20 protein-coding genes are annotated in these 17601 nt (G+C 41.7%); 6 read left to right on the top strand and 14 right to left on the bottom strand.

The window, feature by feature from the left end; translation table 11 throughout:
* Window positions 1–98: 98 nt before the first annotated feature.
* The 6 genes from B1201_RS09435 to ubiG all read right to left on the bottom strand — a co-directional run bounded on the left by B1201_RS09435 (window position 99) and on the right by ubiG (window position 3992).
* On the bottom strand, window positions 99–509 hold the full coding sequence (locus tag B1201_RS09435; protein WP_078193274.1) for an RcnB family protein: 411 nt from the start codon (window positions 507–509) through the stop codon (window positions 99–101).
* A gap of 311 nt (window positions 510–820) precedes the next feature.
* Window positions 821–976 carry a hypothetical protein gene (locus B1201_RS16965; protein WP_171263767.1) on the bottom strand — a complete coding sequence of 52 codons (156 nt, stop codon included), beginning with the start codon at window positions 974–976 and terminating at the stop codon, window positions 821–823.
* A gap of 232 nt (window positions 977–1208) precedes the next feature.
* Window positions 1209–1628 carry a hypothetical protein gene (locus B1201_RS09430; RefSeq protein WP_078193273.1) on the bottom strand — a complete coding sequence of 140 codons (420 nt, stop codon included), beginning with the start codon at window positions 1626–1628 and terminating at the stop codon, window positions 1209–1211.
* 169 nt (window positions 1629–1797) lie between these two features.
* Entirely contained in the window at window positions 1798–2547 is a 750-nt protein-coding gene (locus B1201_RS09425) for a YciK family oxidoreductase (protein WP_078190639.1), read from the bottom strand.
* A 36-nt stretch (window positions 2548–2583) separates the two neighbouring features.
* Entirely contained in the window at window positions 2584–3282 is a 699-nt protein-coding gene (locus B1201_RS09420) for an HAD family hydrolase (protein ID WP_078193272.1), read from the bottom strand.
* On the bottom strand, window positions 3282–3992 hold the full coding sequence (gene ubiG, locus B1201_RS09415; RefSeq protein WP_078190637.1) for a bifunctional 2-polyprenyl-6-hydroxyphenol methylase/3-demethylubiquinol 3-O-methyltransferase UbiG: 711 nt from the start codon (window positions 3990–3992) through the stop codon (window positions 3282–3284). The genes B1201_RS09420 and ubiG overlap by 1 nt, the downstream gene beginning before the upstream one ends.
* A gap of 182 nt (window positions 3993–4174) precedes the next feature.
* On the opposite strand from ubiG, the gene B1201_RS09410 reads away from it, so the two are divergent.
* Window positions 4175–4792: a thiol:disulfide interchange protein DsbA/DsbL gene (locus tag B1201_RS09410; protein ID WP_078193271.1), complete on the top strand. Its 618-nt coding sequence runs from the start codon at window positions 4175–4177 to the stop codon at window positions 4790–4792.
* A gap of 60 nt (window positions 4793–4852) precedes the next feature.
* Here the strand turns inward: B1201_RS09410 and B1201_RS09405 are convergent, their stop codons facing one another.
* Window positions 4853–5530 (bottom strand): TetR family transcriptional regulator, encoded by a 678-nt coding sequence (locus B1201_RS09405; protein ID WP_078193270.1) that lies wholly within the window; start codon window positions 5528–5530, stop codon window positions 4853–4855.
* A gap of 176 nt (window positions 5531–5706) precedes the next feature.
* On the opposite strand from B1201_RS09405, the gene rph reads away from it, so the two are divergent.
* Window positions 5707–6423: a ribonuclease PH gene (gene rph / locus B1201_RS09400; protein ID WP_078193269.1), complete on the top strand. Its 717-nt coding sequence runs from the start codon at window positions 5707–5709 to the stop codon at window positions 6421–6423.
* 454 nt (window positions 6424–6877) lie between these two features.
* On the opposite strand, the gene nadC is transcribed toward rph, so the two are convergent.
* Complete coding sequence (gene nadC, locus B1201_RS09395) at window positions 6878–7723, bottom strand: carboxylating nicotinate-nucleotide diphosphorylase (RefSeq protein ID WP_078193268.1); 846 nt, start codon at window positions 7721–7723, stop codon at window positions 6878–6880.
* A 198-nt stretch (window positions 7724–7921) separates the two neighbouring features.
* Here nadC and ampD point away from each other — a divergent pair, with 198 nt between their 5' ends.
* Both ampD and murJ read left to right on the top strand, forming a co-directional pair.
* Window positions 7922–8494: a 1,6-anhydro-N-acetylmuramyl-L-alanine amidase AmpD gene (gene ampD, locus B1201_RS09390; RefSeq protein WP_078193267.1), complete on the top strand. Its 573-nt coding sequence runs from the start codon at window positions 7922–7924 to the stop codon at window positions 8492–8494.
* A gap of 86 nt (window positions 8495–8580) precedes the next feature.
* Window positions 8581–10122 carry a murein biosynthesis integral membrane protein MurJ gene (gene murJ, locus B1201_RS09385; protein WP_078193266.1) on the top strand — a complete coding sequence of 514 codons (1542 nt, stop codon included), beginning with the start codon at window positions 8581–8583 and terminating at the stop codon, window positions 10120–10122.
* Between the two features lie 163 nt (window positions 10123–10285).
* On the opposite strand, the gene B1201_RS09380 is transcribed toward murJ, so the two are convergent.
* Window positions 10286–10444: a DUF1328 domain-containing protein gene (locus B1201_RS09380; RefSeq protein WP_005006601.1), complete on the bottom strand. Its 159-nt coding sequence runs from the start codon at window positions 10442–10444 to the stop codon at window positions 10286–10288.
* A gap of 167 nt (window positions 10445–10611) precedes the next feature.
* On the opposite strand from B1201_RS09380, the gene B1201_RS09375 reads away from it, so the two are divergent.
* Entirely contained in the window at window positions 10612–11064 is a 453-nt protein-coding gene (locus tag B1201_RS09375) for a YcgN family cysteine cluster protein (protein WP_078193319.1), read from the top strand.
* Window positions 11065–11091: 27 nt separating this feature from the next.
* On the opposite strand, the gene B1201_RS09370 is transcribed toward B1201_RS09375, so the two are convergent.
* Window positions 11092–11568: a DUF523 domain-containing protein gene (locus B1201_RS09370; RefSeq protein WP_078193265.1), complete on the bottom strand. Its 477-nt coding sequence runs from the start codon at window positions 11566–11568 to the stop codon at window positions 11092–11094.
* 20 nt (window positions 11569–11588) lie between these two features.
* Entirely contained in the window at window positions 11589–13385 is a 1797-nt protein-coding gene (locus B1201_RS09365) for an EAL and GGDEF domain-containing protein (protein WP_143221685.1), read from the bottom strand.
* A gap of 252 nt (window positions 13386–13637) precedes the next feature.
* Here B1201_RS09365 and B1201_RS09360 point away from each other — a divergent pair, with 252 nt between their 5' ends.
* A complete protein-coding gene (locus B1201_RS09360) occupies window positions 13638–14909 on the top strand; it encodes a replication-associated recombination protein A (RefSeq protein WP_078193264.1) in 1272 nt (423 codons plus the stop codon).
* 335 nt (window positions 14910–15244) lie between these two features.
* On the opposite strand, the gene purC is transcribed toward B1201_RS09360, so the two are convergent.
* Genes purC through dapA form a run of 3 tightly spaced genes read right to left on the bottom strand, consistent with a single transcriptional unit; the run spans window position 15245 to window position 17521 of the window.
* Window positions 15245–15964 (bottom strand): phosphoribosylaminoimidazolesuccinocarboxamide synthase, encoded by a 720-nt coding sequence (gene purC, locus B1201_RS09355; RefSeq protein WP_078190626.1) that lies wholly within the window; start codon window positions 15962–15964, stop codon window positions 15245–15247.
* Between the two features lie 36 nt (window positions 15965–16000).
* On the bottom strand, window positions 16001–16606 hold the full coding sequence (locus B1201_RS09350; RefSeq protein WP_078193263.1) for a lipoprotein-34 precursor (NlpB): 606 nt from the start codon (window positions 16604–16606) through the stop codon (window positions 16001–16003).
* Window positions 16607–16621: 15 nt separating this feature from the next.
* Window positions 16622–17521 carry a 4-hydroxy-tetrahydrodipicolinate synthase gene (dapA, locus tag B1201_RS09345; RefSeq protein ID WP_078193262.1) on the bottom strand — a complete coding sequence of 300 codons (900 nt, stop codon included), beginning with the start codon at window positions 17519–17521 and terminating at the stop codon, window positions 16622–16624.
* Between the last annotated feature and the right edge of the window lie 80 nt (window positions 17522–17601).

Below are 17601 nucleotides of genomic sequence, written 5' to 3'. Positions count from 1 at the left end.
GCATCAGCTTTTGCGGTTAAACATTAAAAAAACCTCATAAAAAAAGCCCAGAGTTGATCTGGGCTTTAAAAATATGGCGAAATTAAATTCAAAACGGCTTACATACCTAAAATTTTCAGAATACTGTTACTATCTGAGTTGACCAATATGTAGTCATTATTGATTTTATACCATTGCTGATTACGCGATGGTTTAGGTAAGTTATGGTCTTTATAATCGACTTTATAACCATTACCACGATAATGCTGTGGCATCACATAGCCCGTTTGCCATTTATGTTGTTGCAAACGTTTGACTCCACGTTGTTCACGCATACGGCGTCGATCTTCAAGATCGTCATCGTCCTGATAACCACGGAAATCACGATCTTTTTTCATTTGACCATATGCATTGCCGCGTGGGCCATCAAAGCCACGTTCATCGTTCTTGAAGTGAGGCGCTGCAGACGTGATGCTGCTTGCTATTAAAGCACTGAAAGAAATAGCCAAAATTGGCAAAATCTTTTTCATGTTCAACCCTCATGAGTAATTTATCTTCAATATTACTACTGTACGCATTAAATGCAGAGAAACTGTGAAGAAAGATGAATATTTCTTTAAATAAAACGAAGAGATTGCGGATATTATGCGATAAATTTGGCGCCGAGAACAATCTTTCCATCTTGGAAGAGATGGTCCGATAATGCGTGCTTTTTATCCTTGCAATTCAGCTTTGATTAAATTTGAGATCTATTGTAAGCACGATCAAAAACGCCCATCAAGTCTTGACAGGCAAATGAGGGGAGAGATGAAAGACTGAAAATGTTGAGTAACTTCGGGTTTTAGTACCACTGCTCGTTGAGGCATTGGAGTGAATAAATTGCTTGAGCCACAGATTCAGCTTGCTCGGCATCGTCCATTGCAGAGATCAAATTTTCAGTCAGTTGTAAGGTTTTAATTGAACGAATGGTTTCAATTTTGCGTTTTTGATCAGCCATTTGGGTCTCCTTGCCGTCGGTCTATGTCATGGCCAGCAGTCTATGCTTTTATACTCAATTTGAAAAACCGAATATTATTATAAAAATAATTTAAAAATACGATCAATGGCAAGTTGGGTAATGAAGCTGTCTATTGATCAAAGCTTGTTGAATTTCAAATGCTAATCTAAGGGTTTAAAAAAAGGGCATCAAATGGCCCTTTTTAGTTCTAAATGTTTCACTTGGAACTTAATTAGTATGCGTATTTCAGGTCGGTATAATCCGTTAATGATTTTTGAATATGAGCTTGAATAAATTCATTAATATCTTCAGGTGTCATTGCTGCACCTTGTTTGGTAATCACATGCTCAAACGGTGCTTGATCTTGCGCAATGATGCGATAAACAAAGTTAGTGATCACTTGAAAGCCTGCTTCTTGCTTTTGAATGCAAGTGACATAGAAATAGGCATGCTCAAAGTTTAAGTCAGTATGCGAAAAAATAAATTGTTCAAATAATTTTGCATTTTGACCAACCTCTAAGCCTTTTAAATCGTCCATGATACTCGGGTCGAATTTCATGCCATATTTTGCTGAAATCGGTTGACCATCGACCAGTAGGTTAACCATGCCATCCTCAGTTGGAGTCACTGTAATATTGCTAAAGTCAGACATGTATCAATCCAATGTTTTTAAAGAATGCCCCAAGTATCGGCAAATTTGCTAAAAACTCAAGTCGACTTTCGCGTGGACGCCGCGAAATCAGTCGGTTAATGATGTCTTGTAGGCATTCAATACATAAAAAAGGAAGCTCGCGCTTCCTTTTTTAAATTGGCTTTGGGGCCTATTCATCTTGAGCATCAATGCTGGCACCGGTTAAATGCAAGCTGTCGTCACCCATTAAATATAAATATGCAGGCATGATGCTTTCAGGCGTAGGCAAAGTTTTTGGATCTTCGTCTGGATACGCCTTTGCACGCATGGCAGTACGTGTCGCACCGGGATTAATGCAGTTAAAACGAATATTGGGGTGTTCATTTTCTTTGGCGAACAATGTACTCACGGCTTCAATGGCAATTTTTGAGACCGAGTACGCGCCCCAACGTTCACGGGCTTCACGCCCCACACCTGAACTGGCAAAGACTACTGAGGCATGCTCAGATTTTTGCAGTAATGGCATTAGCTCTTGAGTCAGTACAAAAGGCGCACGAAGGTTCACCGCCATAACATCATCCCAAACATCCACAGGATAATGTTCTAGTTCAGTTCGCTCACCCAAGATCCCTGCATTATGCAAAATGCCGTCTAGGCGACCAAATTGCTTTTCTAAGGTGTCGACCAATAGCTCATAGTCACGAGGAGAGGCACTAGACAGTTGTAGCGGTAAAATCGCCGGTTGGGGGGCACCCAAGCCTTCAATTTCATCGTAAATCACTTCTAGTTTATTCAGTGTGCGTCCATGTAAGACCACGGTTGCGCCATGTAAGGCATAGCTGAGGGCAGCCGCACGGCCAATACCATCGCCCGCACCTGTAATCAGGATAATGCGATCTTTGAGCAGATCGGGGCGAGGTTGATATTCTGAATATTTCATCCGTACCTCCTCGTTTTATTGTGTTGTGTTCTATCGTTATAAAGTCGCTGTGTTGAGCGTTTTCGGTTTGATAACCAAATCATGAATGACTTCATGCAATTCAGCAACAGTCTTCACTATACAATCTGCATGCCAAGCTGTTAAGTCATCTTTGTGTTGTAAAGGTAAATAGCCATAAGCCGCAAGAATTGTGTACATCTGCGCATTACGACCGGCATCGATATCACGTGGATGATCACCGACATAGATACAGTCTTGAGCATCTAGATGAATGTGCTTGGCTGCTAAATACATCGGCTCTGGGTCTGGCTTGGTTTTACTGACATCGTCTGGGCAAACCAATACCGAGCAGCGTTCAGTTAAATTCAACGCTTTGAGCAACGCTTCACTGAGTGAACGCGGCTTATTGGTGACAATGCCCCACGGAATTTGATGTTGTTCTAACTCTGCGAGTAGTGGATACATGCCTTCAAACAGATCGGTATCAACAGCAATATCAGCACCATACAGATCTAGAAAGCGTTGACGATGTGCCAGAAAGACAGGATCTTCAACGTCTAACTCTGGATAGACCAGTTTGACCATCGCACGCGCGCCTTCAGATACTTGTACACGAATGTCTTCTGCACTGACCACCGCAATGCCTTTGTCACGGCACATGTCTTGAATAATACGAATAAAATCAGCCGCGGTATCAATCAGTGTACCGTCAAGATCAAAGAGTACAGCTTTCATTAGGCTTCTTTCACCGTATGAACCATGTAGTTCACATCCACATTGGGTGCGAGCCAATAGCGTTTGGTGATCGGGTTATAATGTAAACCTGTCATATCTTTGAGTTTTAACTCGGCTTGACGAATATCATGAGCTAATTCTGAAGGTTTAATAAACTTTGAATAATCATGAGTGCCTTTCGCCAACATGCGTAAAACATATTCCGCACCAATAATCGCAAACAAATAGGCTTTAGGATTACGGTTAATGGTCGAGAAGAATACATGACCACCCGGTTTTACCAGTTTTTGACACGCTAAAATAATGGATGCTGGATCAGGTACATGTTCGAGCATTTCCATACAGGTAACGACGTCATATTGACCTGCTTGTTCTTCTGCCAATTGCTCTACAGGCACTTGGCGATATTCAATATTTTGCACATTTTCTTGTTCGGCATGTAGGCGTGCAACATTTAATGGCGCTTCGCCCATGTCGATACCCAATACTTGCGCGCCACGACGTGCCATGCTTTCAGCTAAAATACCGCCGCCACAGCCTACATCTAATACTTTCTTGCCAGTGATACCATTTGAATGCTCATCAATCCAGTTCAAACGCAGGGGATTAATCATGTGCAAAGGGCGGAACTCAGAATGCTGATCCCACCATATGGCTGCGAAAGCTTCAAATTTGGCAATTTCTTGTGGATCAACATTCAATTGCGACATCGGTTGCACCTCAATCAAGTCTTTATATTTTAGAAAAAAGTTTATGGGAGTTAGTGTAGCGCGTCCTGAAAAAAAAGCGATAAAAGCCTTAAAAAAGTTCACAGAATGAAAACGAAATCGACAGATTTGATTTATAGTGTTGCCATAAACTAATCATAATGATTTTGAGGACGATAAGTTCAATGAAAAAATTCCTTTTAGGCACGATTACAACAGCTATTTTGGCTTTTTCTGGCAGTGCGATGGCAGCGCAATTTGTCGCGGGGACTGATTACACGGTTATTCCAAAACCGATTAAAGTCGAACGTCCGGGTAAAATCGAAGTCCGTGAGTTCTTTTGGTATGGCTGCCCACATTGTTTTACATTAGAACCGCATATGCAAACGTGGTTAAAGCAATTGCCTAAAGATGTACGTTTTGTCCGTACACCTGCAGCAATGAATCCACTTTGGGAACAAGGCGCGCGTGCTTACTATGCATCGGAAGCACTGGGTGTTCGTCAAAAAGCACATTTACAATTGTTCCATGACATTCATGTGGGTCAAAAAAATATCTTAGAACAAGGCGCATTTGCTAAGTTCTACACCCGTTATGGTGTTCCTGAAGCGAAATTTAACAGCACATTTAAATCATTTGCTGTGTCTTCAAAAATTGCTCAAGCGAAAAACTTAGCGGCTCAATATCAATTGAGCGGCGTGCCTGCGATTACCGTCAATGGTAAATACATCGTACAAGGTGAAGATGCACGTACTGTTGAAATCGTGAAATTCCTTGTTGATAAAGAACGCAAAGCGAAATAACAGATGTTTTGAAAAAGCCGCACTCGATGCGGCTTTTTTTATGACGGTACATTTTGCGTTTTATGGCGATAAATTTTGTGGATCAGAGATTTGAGCCAAAGATCGATCCCAATGCAAGATGCCACGAAATAAGAGCTGAACTTGAGTCTGAGCTTGGCGGCGAAATTGTTTTAGCGCATCCGTACGTTGTGGAAGGTCAATATGTCGATGTAAGTCAATCCACTGCATTGCCCAACTTAAGGCCAATTCAAACAAAATTTGTCCCAATACTTTTAGGTCTTGTTCGGATTGAATATGTTGAGTCGCTTCAACTTGAGCTAGTGCATGGGCCAAATCGGTACTGAGAAAATTAAACTCACGAGTAATGGCTTGTCTTAAGAATGCTGAACCACCCCAACGTTCAGCAATAAGAAACATCCATGCCTCAGGAAATTGCTCAACGGCATGAAATAAATAATCCAGACTTTGGCGTGTGCGTGCATCTGGCGCTTGAAAGCATTGCTGACTCAGTTGATTGAGGACATTCCGAAGGTGCAGGGCCATTTGGTCGACCAGTTCCAAACCGAGTTCGTCCATGTCTTGAAAATGGCGATAAAACGCAGCAGGAACCAAGCCGACATGACGGGAAATTTCGCGTAAGCTCAGACTGCTAAAAGAACGGCCTGTGGTACTCAATGCAAGCGCTGCATCAAGGATAGCTTTACGACTTTGTTGCTTACGTTCTTCCCGTATCGACATGCAATTCGTCCTGAATTTTGCGTGGCTTCAGTCTAACAAATTTCCTGATGTCGTACGATGGGCCTATCAAAACTTGGATGAATGGATTTTGTAAATGCGCACGAATGCGTCCCGAATCTGGCTGTACCTTCTGTTATAATGTACCGCAATCAATTTTGTCAGATTAAGGACTCATCATGCGTATCGACCAACGAGCATTAGATCAATTACGTGAAGTAAAAATTACCCGTAACTACACACGTTATGCGGAAGGTTCTGTATTGGTTGAATTTGGTCATACAAAAGTTCTTTGTACTGCAAGTGTCGACAACTCAGTGCCACGTTTCCTTAAAGGGAAAGGTCAAGGCTGGGTAACTGCGGAATACGGCATGTTACCTCGTTCAACACATACACGTACCGACCGTGAAGCAGCACGTGGTAAACAAAGTGGTCGTACACAAGAAATCCAACGTTTGATCGGTCGTAGCTTACGTGCCATGGTTGATTTGAAAAAATTGGGTGAAAATACAATTAGCATCGACTGTGATGTGATTCAAGCAGATGGCGGTACACGCACAGCATCAATCACAGGTGCAGCTGTTGCTTTGGTCGATGCGATGAATGTCTTGCTTGAAAATAAAAAAATCAAACAAGATCCGCTTAAAGGCTTAGTTGCAGCTGTTTCTGTAGGCATGTATCAAGATGAAGCATTACTTGATCTTTGCTATGAAGAAGATTCAAACTGCCAAACTGACTTAAATGTGGTCATGACACAAGCAGGTGAGTTCATTGAACTTCAAGGCACAGCTGAAGACAAACCATTTACGCGTGCACAGTGTAATGAAATGCTTGAATTGGCTGAAAAAGGCATTCAAGAATTGATCAAAAAACAACAAGAAGCTTTAGGCTGGTAAGTTGTTTGATTCAGCTTAAACTGAATAAATAACGCATCTTCGGATGCGTTTTTTTATGCGCTGAATATAGAAAATCCAACAAGAATCGGCTATTCAGTAGCGTGTCTTTGACTCAAATTAATAGGATCAGGATGCTTTGAAGAACTAAAAATGAAAAATTGGATGATGTATTTTTTTTATTCAGCGTATTTTTGATCAGTGGTTGTGATTTTTTGGGAAATCAGGTTCAAGAGCGAGAAGGTGGTCGTTTTTCTGAACAAAGTGAAAACTCAAAAGATCAGGACGATGATTAAGATGAGCGCGAGCAGCATGAAGACGATTTGGCGCATGAAAAGGATTCTGAACATGAAACTGAATGAGTTAAACAACAGCAAGATGATGATTAAGTCATGCTAGTAAGCATCAAAAAGGGTGCAACAGCACCCTTTATTTACGTTTAGAGTATGTCTAAAGCTTAGGCATTAAAGCGCATTGATAAATCAATCGCTGTGACATCTTTGGTAAGCACACCCATCGAAATATAATCGACCCCTGTCGTTGCCACTTCACGTAAATTTGCAATAGTGATATTGCCTGAGGCTTCAAGTTTGCAGCGACCATTCACATGTTTGACGGCATCAATCATTTGTTGCTGACTAAAGTTATCCAACATCACAATATCCGCACCTGCTTCCAACGCTTGGTTGAGTTCGTCCCAAGTTTCTACTTCCACTTCAACGGGTTTACCCGGAGCAATGGTATGCGCTTTAGCAATAGCTTGGCTAATGCCACCTGCTGCCATGATGTGATTTTCTTTAATTAAAAACGCATCAAATAAACCTAAGCGATGGTTTTGACCACCTCCGACAGCAACTGCATATTTTTGTGCAATACGTAGGCCTGGTAAGGTTTTACGGGTATCGAGTAAACGAGTATTCAAACCTTCAAGCTGCTGGACATAGGCAGCAGTTTTAGTCGCTACTGCAGATAATGTTTGTATAAAATTTAAGGCTGGACGCTCAACCGTGAGTAAACTACGCGCAGAACCTGCTAATTTTAAGAAAGCCTCACCTGCTGAGACACGTTCCCCATCATTTTTTAACCATGTGACTTGTACACTTGCATCAAAAGTTTGAATGAGCGCATTGACCCACGGTTGCCCTGCTAGCACCATATCTTCACGACTAATAATTGTTGCGGTCGCTTGTTCATCTTCTGGAGTTAAAAGGGCAGTGATATCGCCTTCGCCAATATCTTCTTGTAGTGCGTGTTGAATATTGATTTGGATAGATTGTTCAAGCAAAGATTGCGATATGCTCATAAGAAATTCCGTATCTTTTTAACCCGAGAAAATGTGCGCGCTATATTAGCATTGTTCATGAAAAATGAGCGATTTTTAACTCCTTTCACAGACTTGAATTGAGATTTCAATGTGAAAGTTTTAGCATTAAACCTTTCAAGTAGGGCTCGGCATTTTGATCTGCAGCATTGCAGGCCGGCTTAGACACAGGATTTTTTTATGTCACAAGCAACAACATTTCAGGTGCAGGATGGGCAATTGCTAGGTGCGCGTCAAATTCCATCACCGAATTTTAACCAGCGTCCCGCAGATACCGAAGTTCAGCTTGTCGTCATTCATAATATTAGTTTGCCACCTTCTCAGTTCGGCGGTGGTTATATCGAACAATTTTTCCAAAATCAGTTGGATTGGTCGAAACATCCTTATTTTCAAACCATTGAAGGTATGGAGGTTTCTACCCATTTATTGATCCTGCGCACAGGCGAAGTTCTACAGTTTGTCAATTTTAATGATCGAGCTTGGCATGCAGGTCGCTCAACCTATTTAGCACAAAAAGAATGCAATGATTATTCGATAGGCATCGAACTCGAAGGAAGTGATGATTTACCTTTTGAAGCTGCACAATATGCCGTGCTGACCGAGGTCGTGGCGTGTTTACAACAGGCTTATCCTAAAATTCAACAACATATTGCAGGGCATTCAGATATTGCACCGGGACGTAAAACTGATCCAGGTCCATTTTTTGAGTGGAACACTTTTCGTCAACAGCTGCATCATTTTAAAAACAAATAAACAATACATACTGCGTTTAATAAACCAATGAAATTCCTTGACGAGTTTCATTACAATAGGCGCACTTTCAAAAGTGAGAAATACCGATGGCGCTTTGGCGTTCGACAGTCATTGTCAGTGCAATGACTATGTTGTCCCGTGTATTGGGACTGGTACGGGATATTGTCCTGTTAAATGTATTTGGTGCAGGTAAAGACTTCGATACCTTCGTGGTTGCCTTTCGTATTCCTAACTTTTTTAGGCGCTTATTCGCAGAAGGGGCATTTTCACAAGCCTTTATTCCTGTATTGACTGAATATAAAACCAGTCGAACCCATGCCGAAGTCCAGATTCTGATTAGCCGTGTTTTTGGCTGTTTAGGTCTGGTGATGACTAGTTTGACGTTCATCGCGATGGTGGCGGCACCTGCCATTATTTATATCTATGCACCGGGTTTCCATGGTGATGCAGACAAGTTTGCGTTAGCTACCGATATGTTCCGCCTAACGATTCCTTACTTACTGTTTATGTCTTTAACGGCATTTGCCAGCAGTATTTTGAATAGTTATGGCTCATTCAGTACACCTGCGTTCGCTCCAGTGTTACTCAATGTCGCGATGATTGCCGGTGCGCTGTGGTTAACCCCTTATATGGCTGAGCCAATTATGGCTTTGGGTTGGTCTGTTGTCGCGGCAGGATTCTTGCAATTGGCGATTCAGATTCCAGAGCTGTGGCGTAAAAAATTACTGATTCCACCGAAAGTTGACTTCAAACACGAAGGTGTTGATCGCATCATGAAGTTGATGCTGCCAGCACTGTTTGGTGTCTCAGTGACGCAGATTAACCTACTGTTGAACACCATTTGGGCGTCTTTCATGCAAGATGGTTCAGTATCATGGCTATATAGTGCTGAACGTATGACCGAGCTACCTTTAGGTTTGATTGGGGTAGCTATTGGTACCGTGATTTTACCGTCATTGTCTGCACGCCACGCTGAACAAGATCAAGAAAAATTCCGTCGTATGATTGATTGGGCAGCTAAGGTCATTATCTTGGTGGGTGTGCCTGCCAGTATTGCGCTTTTCATGCTCTCTACACCTATTATTCAGGCCTTATTTGAACGTGGTCAATTTAGCTTTGAAGATACACAGATGACCGCATTGGCATTGCAATGTATGAGTGCCGGTGTGATTTCATTCATGCTCATTAAAGTGTTTGCACCAGGGTTTTATGCGCAACAAGATACCAAAACTCCTGTACGTGTAGGTTTAATGGCGGTCGCAGCCAATGCCATTCTTAACGTGGTGTTTATTGGATTCTTTAAACTGATTGATTGGCATGCTGAGCATATGGCCTTGGCCTTGGCCTCATCGGGTTCCGCATTAGTAAATGCAGGGATGCTGTATTTTTATTTACATAAGCGCAATATTTTCCGTTTTGGTGCGCATTGGAAAAAGTTGGTGATTCAGTTTGCGATAGCCAATGCTGTGATGATTGCTGCTCTGTGGTATGGCTTAACATGGTACAACGGTGATGTATCTGCGTGGATGCGTGTCGCGGAAGTGATCATCTTATGTGTGATTGGTGTTGCTGCTTATGGTATCGCCTTAATTGCAACAGGCTTTAGACCACGTCATTTAAAACCATAAAGCTAAAACCACACAACGTAGTAAGTTTACGTGGATGTAAAAAAATAAGAGCACATAGGCTCTTATTTTTTTCATTGACACTCAAGATGATAAAAACCTACGTTTCTTATCCATGAGTCTAAGGGGGGTAATTTGTAGTTTAAAACGACATACAATCCGTCGCCTAAACTTTTCCTCGAGAGAGGAAACCAACAATTGCAAGGATAACTGCAATAACCAAAAGAATAACAGCAAAGTCTTTGGATAAGCCTGCCACACCACCAAAACCTAGCAAACTCGCAATCAATGCAATTACAGCGAAAATAATAGCCCAGCGGAACATAGTTTTATCTCCATGTGATTTTTTATTCTGTATGCCCATTATAAGAGGCTAAAAAAACCTACTATGTAGTCTTTTGTTTATTTAATGTTCAATATTCGGTAACTTAAACAAAGAATTAATGTGCAGGTTCAGTTAATATGCCTGCCACCTTTGTTGCGAGCGAGAAGATGACCGATACTCTACGCCCACATTTTTGGAAAAAGCATGCTTTGACTGAACTCACCCATTTGGAGTGGGAGTCACTCTGTGATGGTTGCGGGCTTTGCTGTTTAATTAAGCTTGAAGATGAAGATACTCATGAGGTTGCCTACACCAAAGTGGCATGCAAACTTTTAGATTGTGAAAAGGCATCTTGCTCCAATTATCCAAATCGTCAAACACATGTTCCAGACTGTATACAGCTGACGCCACATCAGATTCACCAATTTCATTGGCTACCACCGAGCTGTGCTTATCGTAGAATTTCTGAGGGTAAAGATTTACCACGTTGGCATCATCTAGTGACGGGAAATCGTGACAGTATTTTGAAGGCAAGAAAGTCTGCCGCAGGGCGTTGCATCAGTGAAGAAGACGTCAACCCTGACGATATTGAAGATTATATTGTACGTTGGGTACGCTAAAGGACACAGATACGCTCTATCTTGGATCTAGAGTTGATCTTGTATCATAGCCAGAAAGTCTTGTTCTGACAGAACCTGAAAACCGTGCTGTTTGAGGAGTGCTGTGGTTACCCCATAGCCTTCAATTTTCGTACGGGTAAAGCTGCCGTCATAAATATAATGGCTGCCGCAAGACGGGCTGCGATCTTTCAAGACAACAACATCAACTTTGTGTAATTGGGCCAATTCTAACATTCGTTGAGCACCTGCAATAAATTCAGCACTAACGTCTGTCCCCAAAACATCTTTAACTTGAGCTGTACCATTGAGCACATCAGTGGCTTGACCATTTTGAATTTCTGCAGGAAAACGTGGACAGCTCAGGCCGCCCATCATTTCTGGGCAGGCCGTAATGACTTGGTGAGTCTGCATCAGTTGGCAAATCGCTTGTTGTGTATTTGATTTGGCATCATAACGAACGGGTTGGCCTGCCAGACAGGCACTGACTAAATACTTCAGTGTCATCGTGTCTTGCTCCACAAGTTTTAGTGACTCAAAAGTTCCATCGCATGGTCATAACTGAGCGGGCGATAAAAGTAAAAACCTTGTCCAGTATGACAATTACATTCTTTTAAGGTATCGACCTGTTCCGGTTTCTCTATACCTTCGACTAATATATTCAGGGAAACACTCGCACCAATTTGTGTAATCGCTTTGACAATGGCAAGTGCTGAACAGTCGGTATGCATGCGTTCCACAAAATTACGGTCTATTTTAATACAGTCGACAGGGTAATTACTCAAACGTGTTAATGATGAATGACCTGTACCAAAATCATCTAGAGAAATGTGTATGCCATGCTCTTTTAATAAATGGAGAGCGCGAATCACATAATTTGAGCCACGTTCTGACAGGCTTTGCTCGGTAATTTCGACCTCAATAATATCTGGTGAGATACCAAACTGCTTTAAGCGATTCAGTAGTTTTTCCGCATAATCATCACGTAAAAATTCGACAGGTGCAGCATTTATTGAAATCGGTAGCGGTTGCAGTCCAAGTTCAATCCATTTTTGAATATCTTGAAAGATTTTAATTTGCATTGTTTCACTAATGCGTGAAGCCAATTCATAATCTTGAAATGCAGCAAAAATTTGAGAAGGTAATTGTAATTGTTGGTCTTTATCATACCAACGTAACAAGGCTTCAAAGCCGATAACTTGACTGTCAGAAAGACGAACTTTGGGTTGATAAAACGGAATAATTTGATTGGACTTAATCAAGCTGCGTGCAAGCGTTAATTGGCGAGTAGTATTTTCAAGGGTTTTTAACATAGTATGGTTGAACATTCGTACACCACCCCGACCACTGCTTTTTAAATCATTTAGCGCAATATCAGCACATTTAAGTAAATTGGAGGTATTTTGCGCATCGCGAGGGTAGATCGCACAGCCAATACTCATACCAATATTGATAATTTGCCCATTATAGAAAATCGGCATGTCCATTTGCTGACAGGCGATGCTGGCAAAATTCTGTAATTGTTGTTGCGATTTTAAATTTGGAATAGAAATGGCAAATTCATCGCCACCTAAACGTGAAACTACAATATGTGTATCAAAACAGTGCTGAAAACGCTGCCCAAGGGTATGCAGTAAATGGTCTCCAGCACTATGACCTAAGGTGTCGTTAATATGCTTAAAATAATCTAGATCGATTAATAATAAACCCAGTTGTTGCTGATGTTCTCGCGCCACTTTTAAGTGGCTTTTAAATATTCGACTAAACGCACGGCGGTTTAATAAACCTGTTAAATCATCTTGTTCAATGATGCGTTGAAGTTTATTTTCTGCCAGTCGCTGTACCGTAATATCACGTGATACACAGAGGATTTCTTTGACTTGGCCATATTCGTTGAATACTGGGCTGAGCATATTATCCCAATAAGCCAAGGGTTCATCTGCTACTTGGCTCATGCCGACAAAGCGAGATATTTTGCCTTCTTTGGCTTCGGCAAAAGCATTCAAACACGCGTCACGGACTTCTTCAGGCAGTAATTTATGCCAAGACATACCAAACTCAGTTTCAGTTGGAGATACGCCCAGAGCTAAACATCCCGCGCGGTTCATATGCAGAACTTGACCGTCTAGACTTAATAATTTTATACAGTCGACACTAGCATCTAACATTTGATTACGACTATTCAGTTTTTCTCGTAATTCAGCGCATTGATTATCTTGTAATTGTATATTCTTGGCTTGGGGCATTTTTTGAAATAAATTTATAGGTAGATCAATGCCTTGTTGAACTTGAACGATTCGCTTTTGCTTTGTTGATTGCTTCATACAATCTGTCCAATTGGGTCAGGCAAGTCTAAAATGGGATATCTTGCCGATGATACTTTAATTTGATCAATAAGGGCTAGGAAGTCTTGTTACATTATAGTTAACATTCGCCTAAGCTTTTTTACATGCAAGATACTTAAATAACGACATTAAACCACCCTCCTAAATTGAATACCGAATAAAGCAAAGATTCTGCCAAGGCAGTGTTAGAATAGAAAAAACGTCCCCAATTGCCGGAAACGAAATAATAAGATGTCAGACAGCCAAATTCCTCTTCCTGAACGCATGCGTCCTCATGATTTATCTCAAATTATTGGACAAGATCACCTTCTGGGTGAAGATGCACCGTTACGCCAGATGATTGACCAAGGGCATTTGCCATCGATTATTTTTTGGGGACCTCCGGGTGTAGGTAAAACCACAATTGCATTGTTGTTAGCGCAGGCCGTTGACCGACCATTTATTAGTTTATCTGCGCTCAATACTGGAGTGAAAGAGTTACGTGAAATCATCGCCGATGGTGGAGATTTATTGACACCTGTGGTGTTTATTGATGAAATTCATCGTTTTAATAAGTCACAACAAGATGCCTTACTGAATGCGGTTGAAAAGGGCAAAATTACTCTGATTGGTGCAACCACAGAAAACCCTTCATTTGAAGTTAATAATGCCTTATTGTCGCGTTGTCAGGTGTATACCTTAAATGCTCTGGATAATGACGCAATTCAGCGCTTACTGGATCAAGCCATTCACCAAGATTCGTTTTTAAAAGAGCGTTATATTCAAATCGAAGAATATGAAGCTTTATTTCAATTTGCCGCAGGTGACGCTCGTAAAGCATTAAATCTTTTAGATTTAATCGCCAGTACGTTTGAACCAGATTTAGAAAATATCATTAACAATGCGGTGGTAGTCAAAGTTGCGCAGCAAAATATTGCACGCTATGACAAATCGGGCGAACAGCATTATGATCTAGTTTCGGCTTTTATTAAGTCGATTCGAGGCAGTGATCCAGATGCCGCTTTGTATTGGATGGCACGTATGCTCAAAGGTGGTGAAGACCCCGTCTTTATTGCACGTCGTATGTTGATTGCTGCTTCAGAAGATATTGGTAATTCCAACCCAAATGCATTATTGCTGGCTGGAGAATGTTTCCGATCTGTGCAGGCAATTGGTATGCCTGAATGTCGAATCATTTTGGGGCAATGTGCGGTGTATTTGGCAACCAGTGCTAAAAGTAACAGTACTTATTTGGCCATCAACAAAGCCTTAGATTTGGCAGAAAAAACCTCGAATCTACCTGTGCCACTACATTTGAGAAATGCACCAACCAAATTGATGAAAGAGCAAGGCTATGGCGTGGACTATTTATATCCACATAATTATCCTGAACATTTTGTCATGCAAGACTATATGCCGCCTGAACTGAAAGGCACTAAGCTGTATGAGTCTGCACGCAATAAACGTGAAGTCGAAGGTGAGCGTTTGCAGCAACGCCGTTGGATGCAACAACAGCAACAATGATTTGAATGATCATAATGGCAAGGCGCTTCGGCGCCCTTTTTTATGTCTATTTCATGCAAAAAAAAGCCCAACTCAAGGCGAGCTGGGCTGAAAAAATAGGATGTCTTTGGGGAGATACATCCTAGAGGGTAGATGGAAAATCTGGTCGGCATACACATTGGAAACTTATAGATCCTGGTGCTGCCTGGTATGTAGGTATCTTAGTGTGAACATGGCTAAATGTGAAACAGAGGATTTTTATCGTTAACATTTGTTTTTTCGATCATAGATTAATCGAGTAATATTTCATTAAAAAACCGAGCTAAAGAGCTCGGTTTTTATAATCGATGGACGATTTAGATATCAGAAAGGTCGATACCTAAACGTGCAGCAACTTCTTCATAAGCTTCAACTACACCGCCTAAACCTTGACGGAAACGGTCTTTGTCGAGTTTTTTCTTAGTGTCTTTGTCCCATAGACGGCAGCCGTCTGGAGAGAATTCGTCACCTAGTACGATACGGTCGTGGAACACGCCAAATTCAAGTTTAAAGTCAACAAGCAGCATGTTGCCTGCATCGAATAGACCTTTAAGTACTTCGTTTACTTTATAAGTCAATTCTTTCATTTGAGCGAGTTGTTCTGCAGTCGCCCAACCTAATGCAATCGCTTGTGATTCATTCACCATTGGGTCGCCTAACGCATCGTCTTTGAAGAACAATTCGAAAGTTGGCGGAGTAAGTTCTTTACCTTCTTCAACGCCTAAACGACGGCAAAGTGAACCTGCTGCATAGTTACGAATTACGCACTCTACAGGAACCATGGTTAATTTTTTCACTAAAACTTCAGTTGGAGAAAGAAGTTTTTCGAAATGAGTTTCGATACCAGCCGCAGCCAATTTTTCCATGATAAAGGCGTTAAAACGGTTGTTCACCTTACCTTTGCGATCCAGTTGTTCAATTTTTTCACCGTTGAATGCAGAAGCATCGTCACGGAAAACTAGGATGAGGTGGTCAGAACTATCTGTTTCATAAACAGATTTCGCTTTACCAGTATAGAGCAAGGTTTGTTTTAACATGAGGGAACCTTTTTCGAGAAAAAATGCCTAGTACGACTAGGCTGGCCAATTTTGGTAAATCTGAGCTAACAGATCTGCAGCTTTTTCTTTGTCTGCAAAACTGTTATCGGCATTGAACACAGCGATGTTATTGCTTGAACCTACAGAAGAAAGTCTTAAGACATAGGTCTGCTGATCGACCTTGACGGTTACTTCGTAACGGTTTTTGCTCTGACCAACAATGGTATGGTTAAGGCTGCTGAGGGTAGCAAGTGTGTATTGCCAAATTGTAGCAGAATTTCCTTCAACTTTGATCAGTGGATTTTGATTTCCATCCACCAATAGTTGAGGGCGGCTAATATTTGTACTGTCTGTTGAGGAATCTGCAACGACATTATTTTTTTCCGCGGCTGGACGCGGAAGGGCATAGCGATTGCCGCGCTTATTTTCAAGCTTTGGTGCATGCTCAATTGCTAGTGGGTCAACAGATGGAGCAGGATACAAAGGCGTTGCAGGACGAACCATCGACCCTTCAGGGTATTTCAGCGGTTCAACATCTGTGGTTTGTTTATAGTCCAGTGTGCCATTATTAAAAGCAAGTGAACTACAACCGGCTAATGTAAATACTGAAAGTGCCAGGCTAAGTCCTAAACGTAATTGCATGATGTTTGCTCTTCTTTATTTGATAACGCCCGCAGTGATGAGTGCTTCACGAAGCGGAGTACGATATTGTTCTGCAAGGGGTGTTAATGGTAAGCGAATGCCTGTTTCAATCAGGTTCATCTCATGAAGTGCCCATTTCACAGGAATTGGGTTCGATTCGCAAAATAAAATTTGATGTAAATTTGCAACAGTATTGTTTTGTTGCTCGGCTTGGACTGCGTCACCCGCCAAAGCGCTTGCACACACTTCGCTCATTTCTTTTGGCGCCACGTTCGCAGTAACCGAAATGTTGCCTTTAGCACCTAAACCCATTAACTGATAAGCCGTTGCATCATCACCTGAGTACACCACCATATCTTTGCCTTTAAGGCCTTCAATGAGTTCTTGACCACGAGGAACATCGCCAGTGGCGTCTTTAATGCCCACGATTTGTGGAATATCAGCAAGACGGATCACGGTGTCGTTGTGCATGTCTACACCGGTTCGGCCAGGTACATTGTATAAAATTTGAGGTAAATCAACAGCTTCAGCAATCGCTTTGTAGTGTTGATACAGGCCTTCTTGGGTAGGTTTGTTATAGTATGGTGTAACTAATAATGCCGCATCTGCACCTAATTCTTTGGCTTCTTTGGTGAGTTCAATTGCTTCGTGGGTTGAGTTTGCACCTGTGCCGGCAATAATTGGAATGCGTTTGTTCGCCACACGGATGATTTCTTTGATCACCTGAGTGTGTTCGGCCATGCTCAAGGTAGAAGCTTCACCTGTAGTCCCAACAGCAACAATACTATTGGTGCCTTGCTTTATATGCCACTCAACCAGCTTCTCGAGGCTCTTCCAATCTACGCTGCCATCTTCAAACATTGGGGTGACGATTGCGACAATTGAACCTTGAATGGTCTGAGCTTGCTGAGTCATTTTGAAAAGCTATCCTATTTGTCCATCCGACAAGATGAAATATTGATTTCTGGATGGTTTCGAATTTTGATTTGTAGCAT

Origin of the sequence: Acinetobacter sp. ANC 5600, assembly GCF_002018395.1 — a bacterium.
Classification (GTDB): Bacteria; Pseudomonadota; Gammaproteobacteria; order Pseudomonadales; family Moraxellaceae; genus Acinetobacter; species Acinetobacter amyesii.
Note: the sequence above shows the minus strand (reverse complement) of the source record. Positions and strands in the feature narration are given on the sequence as shown.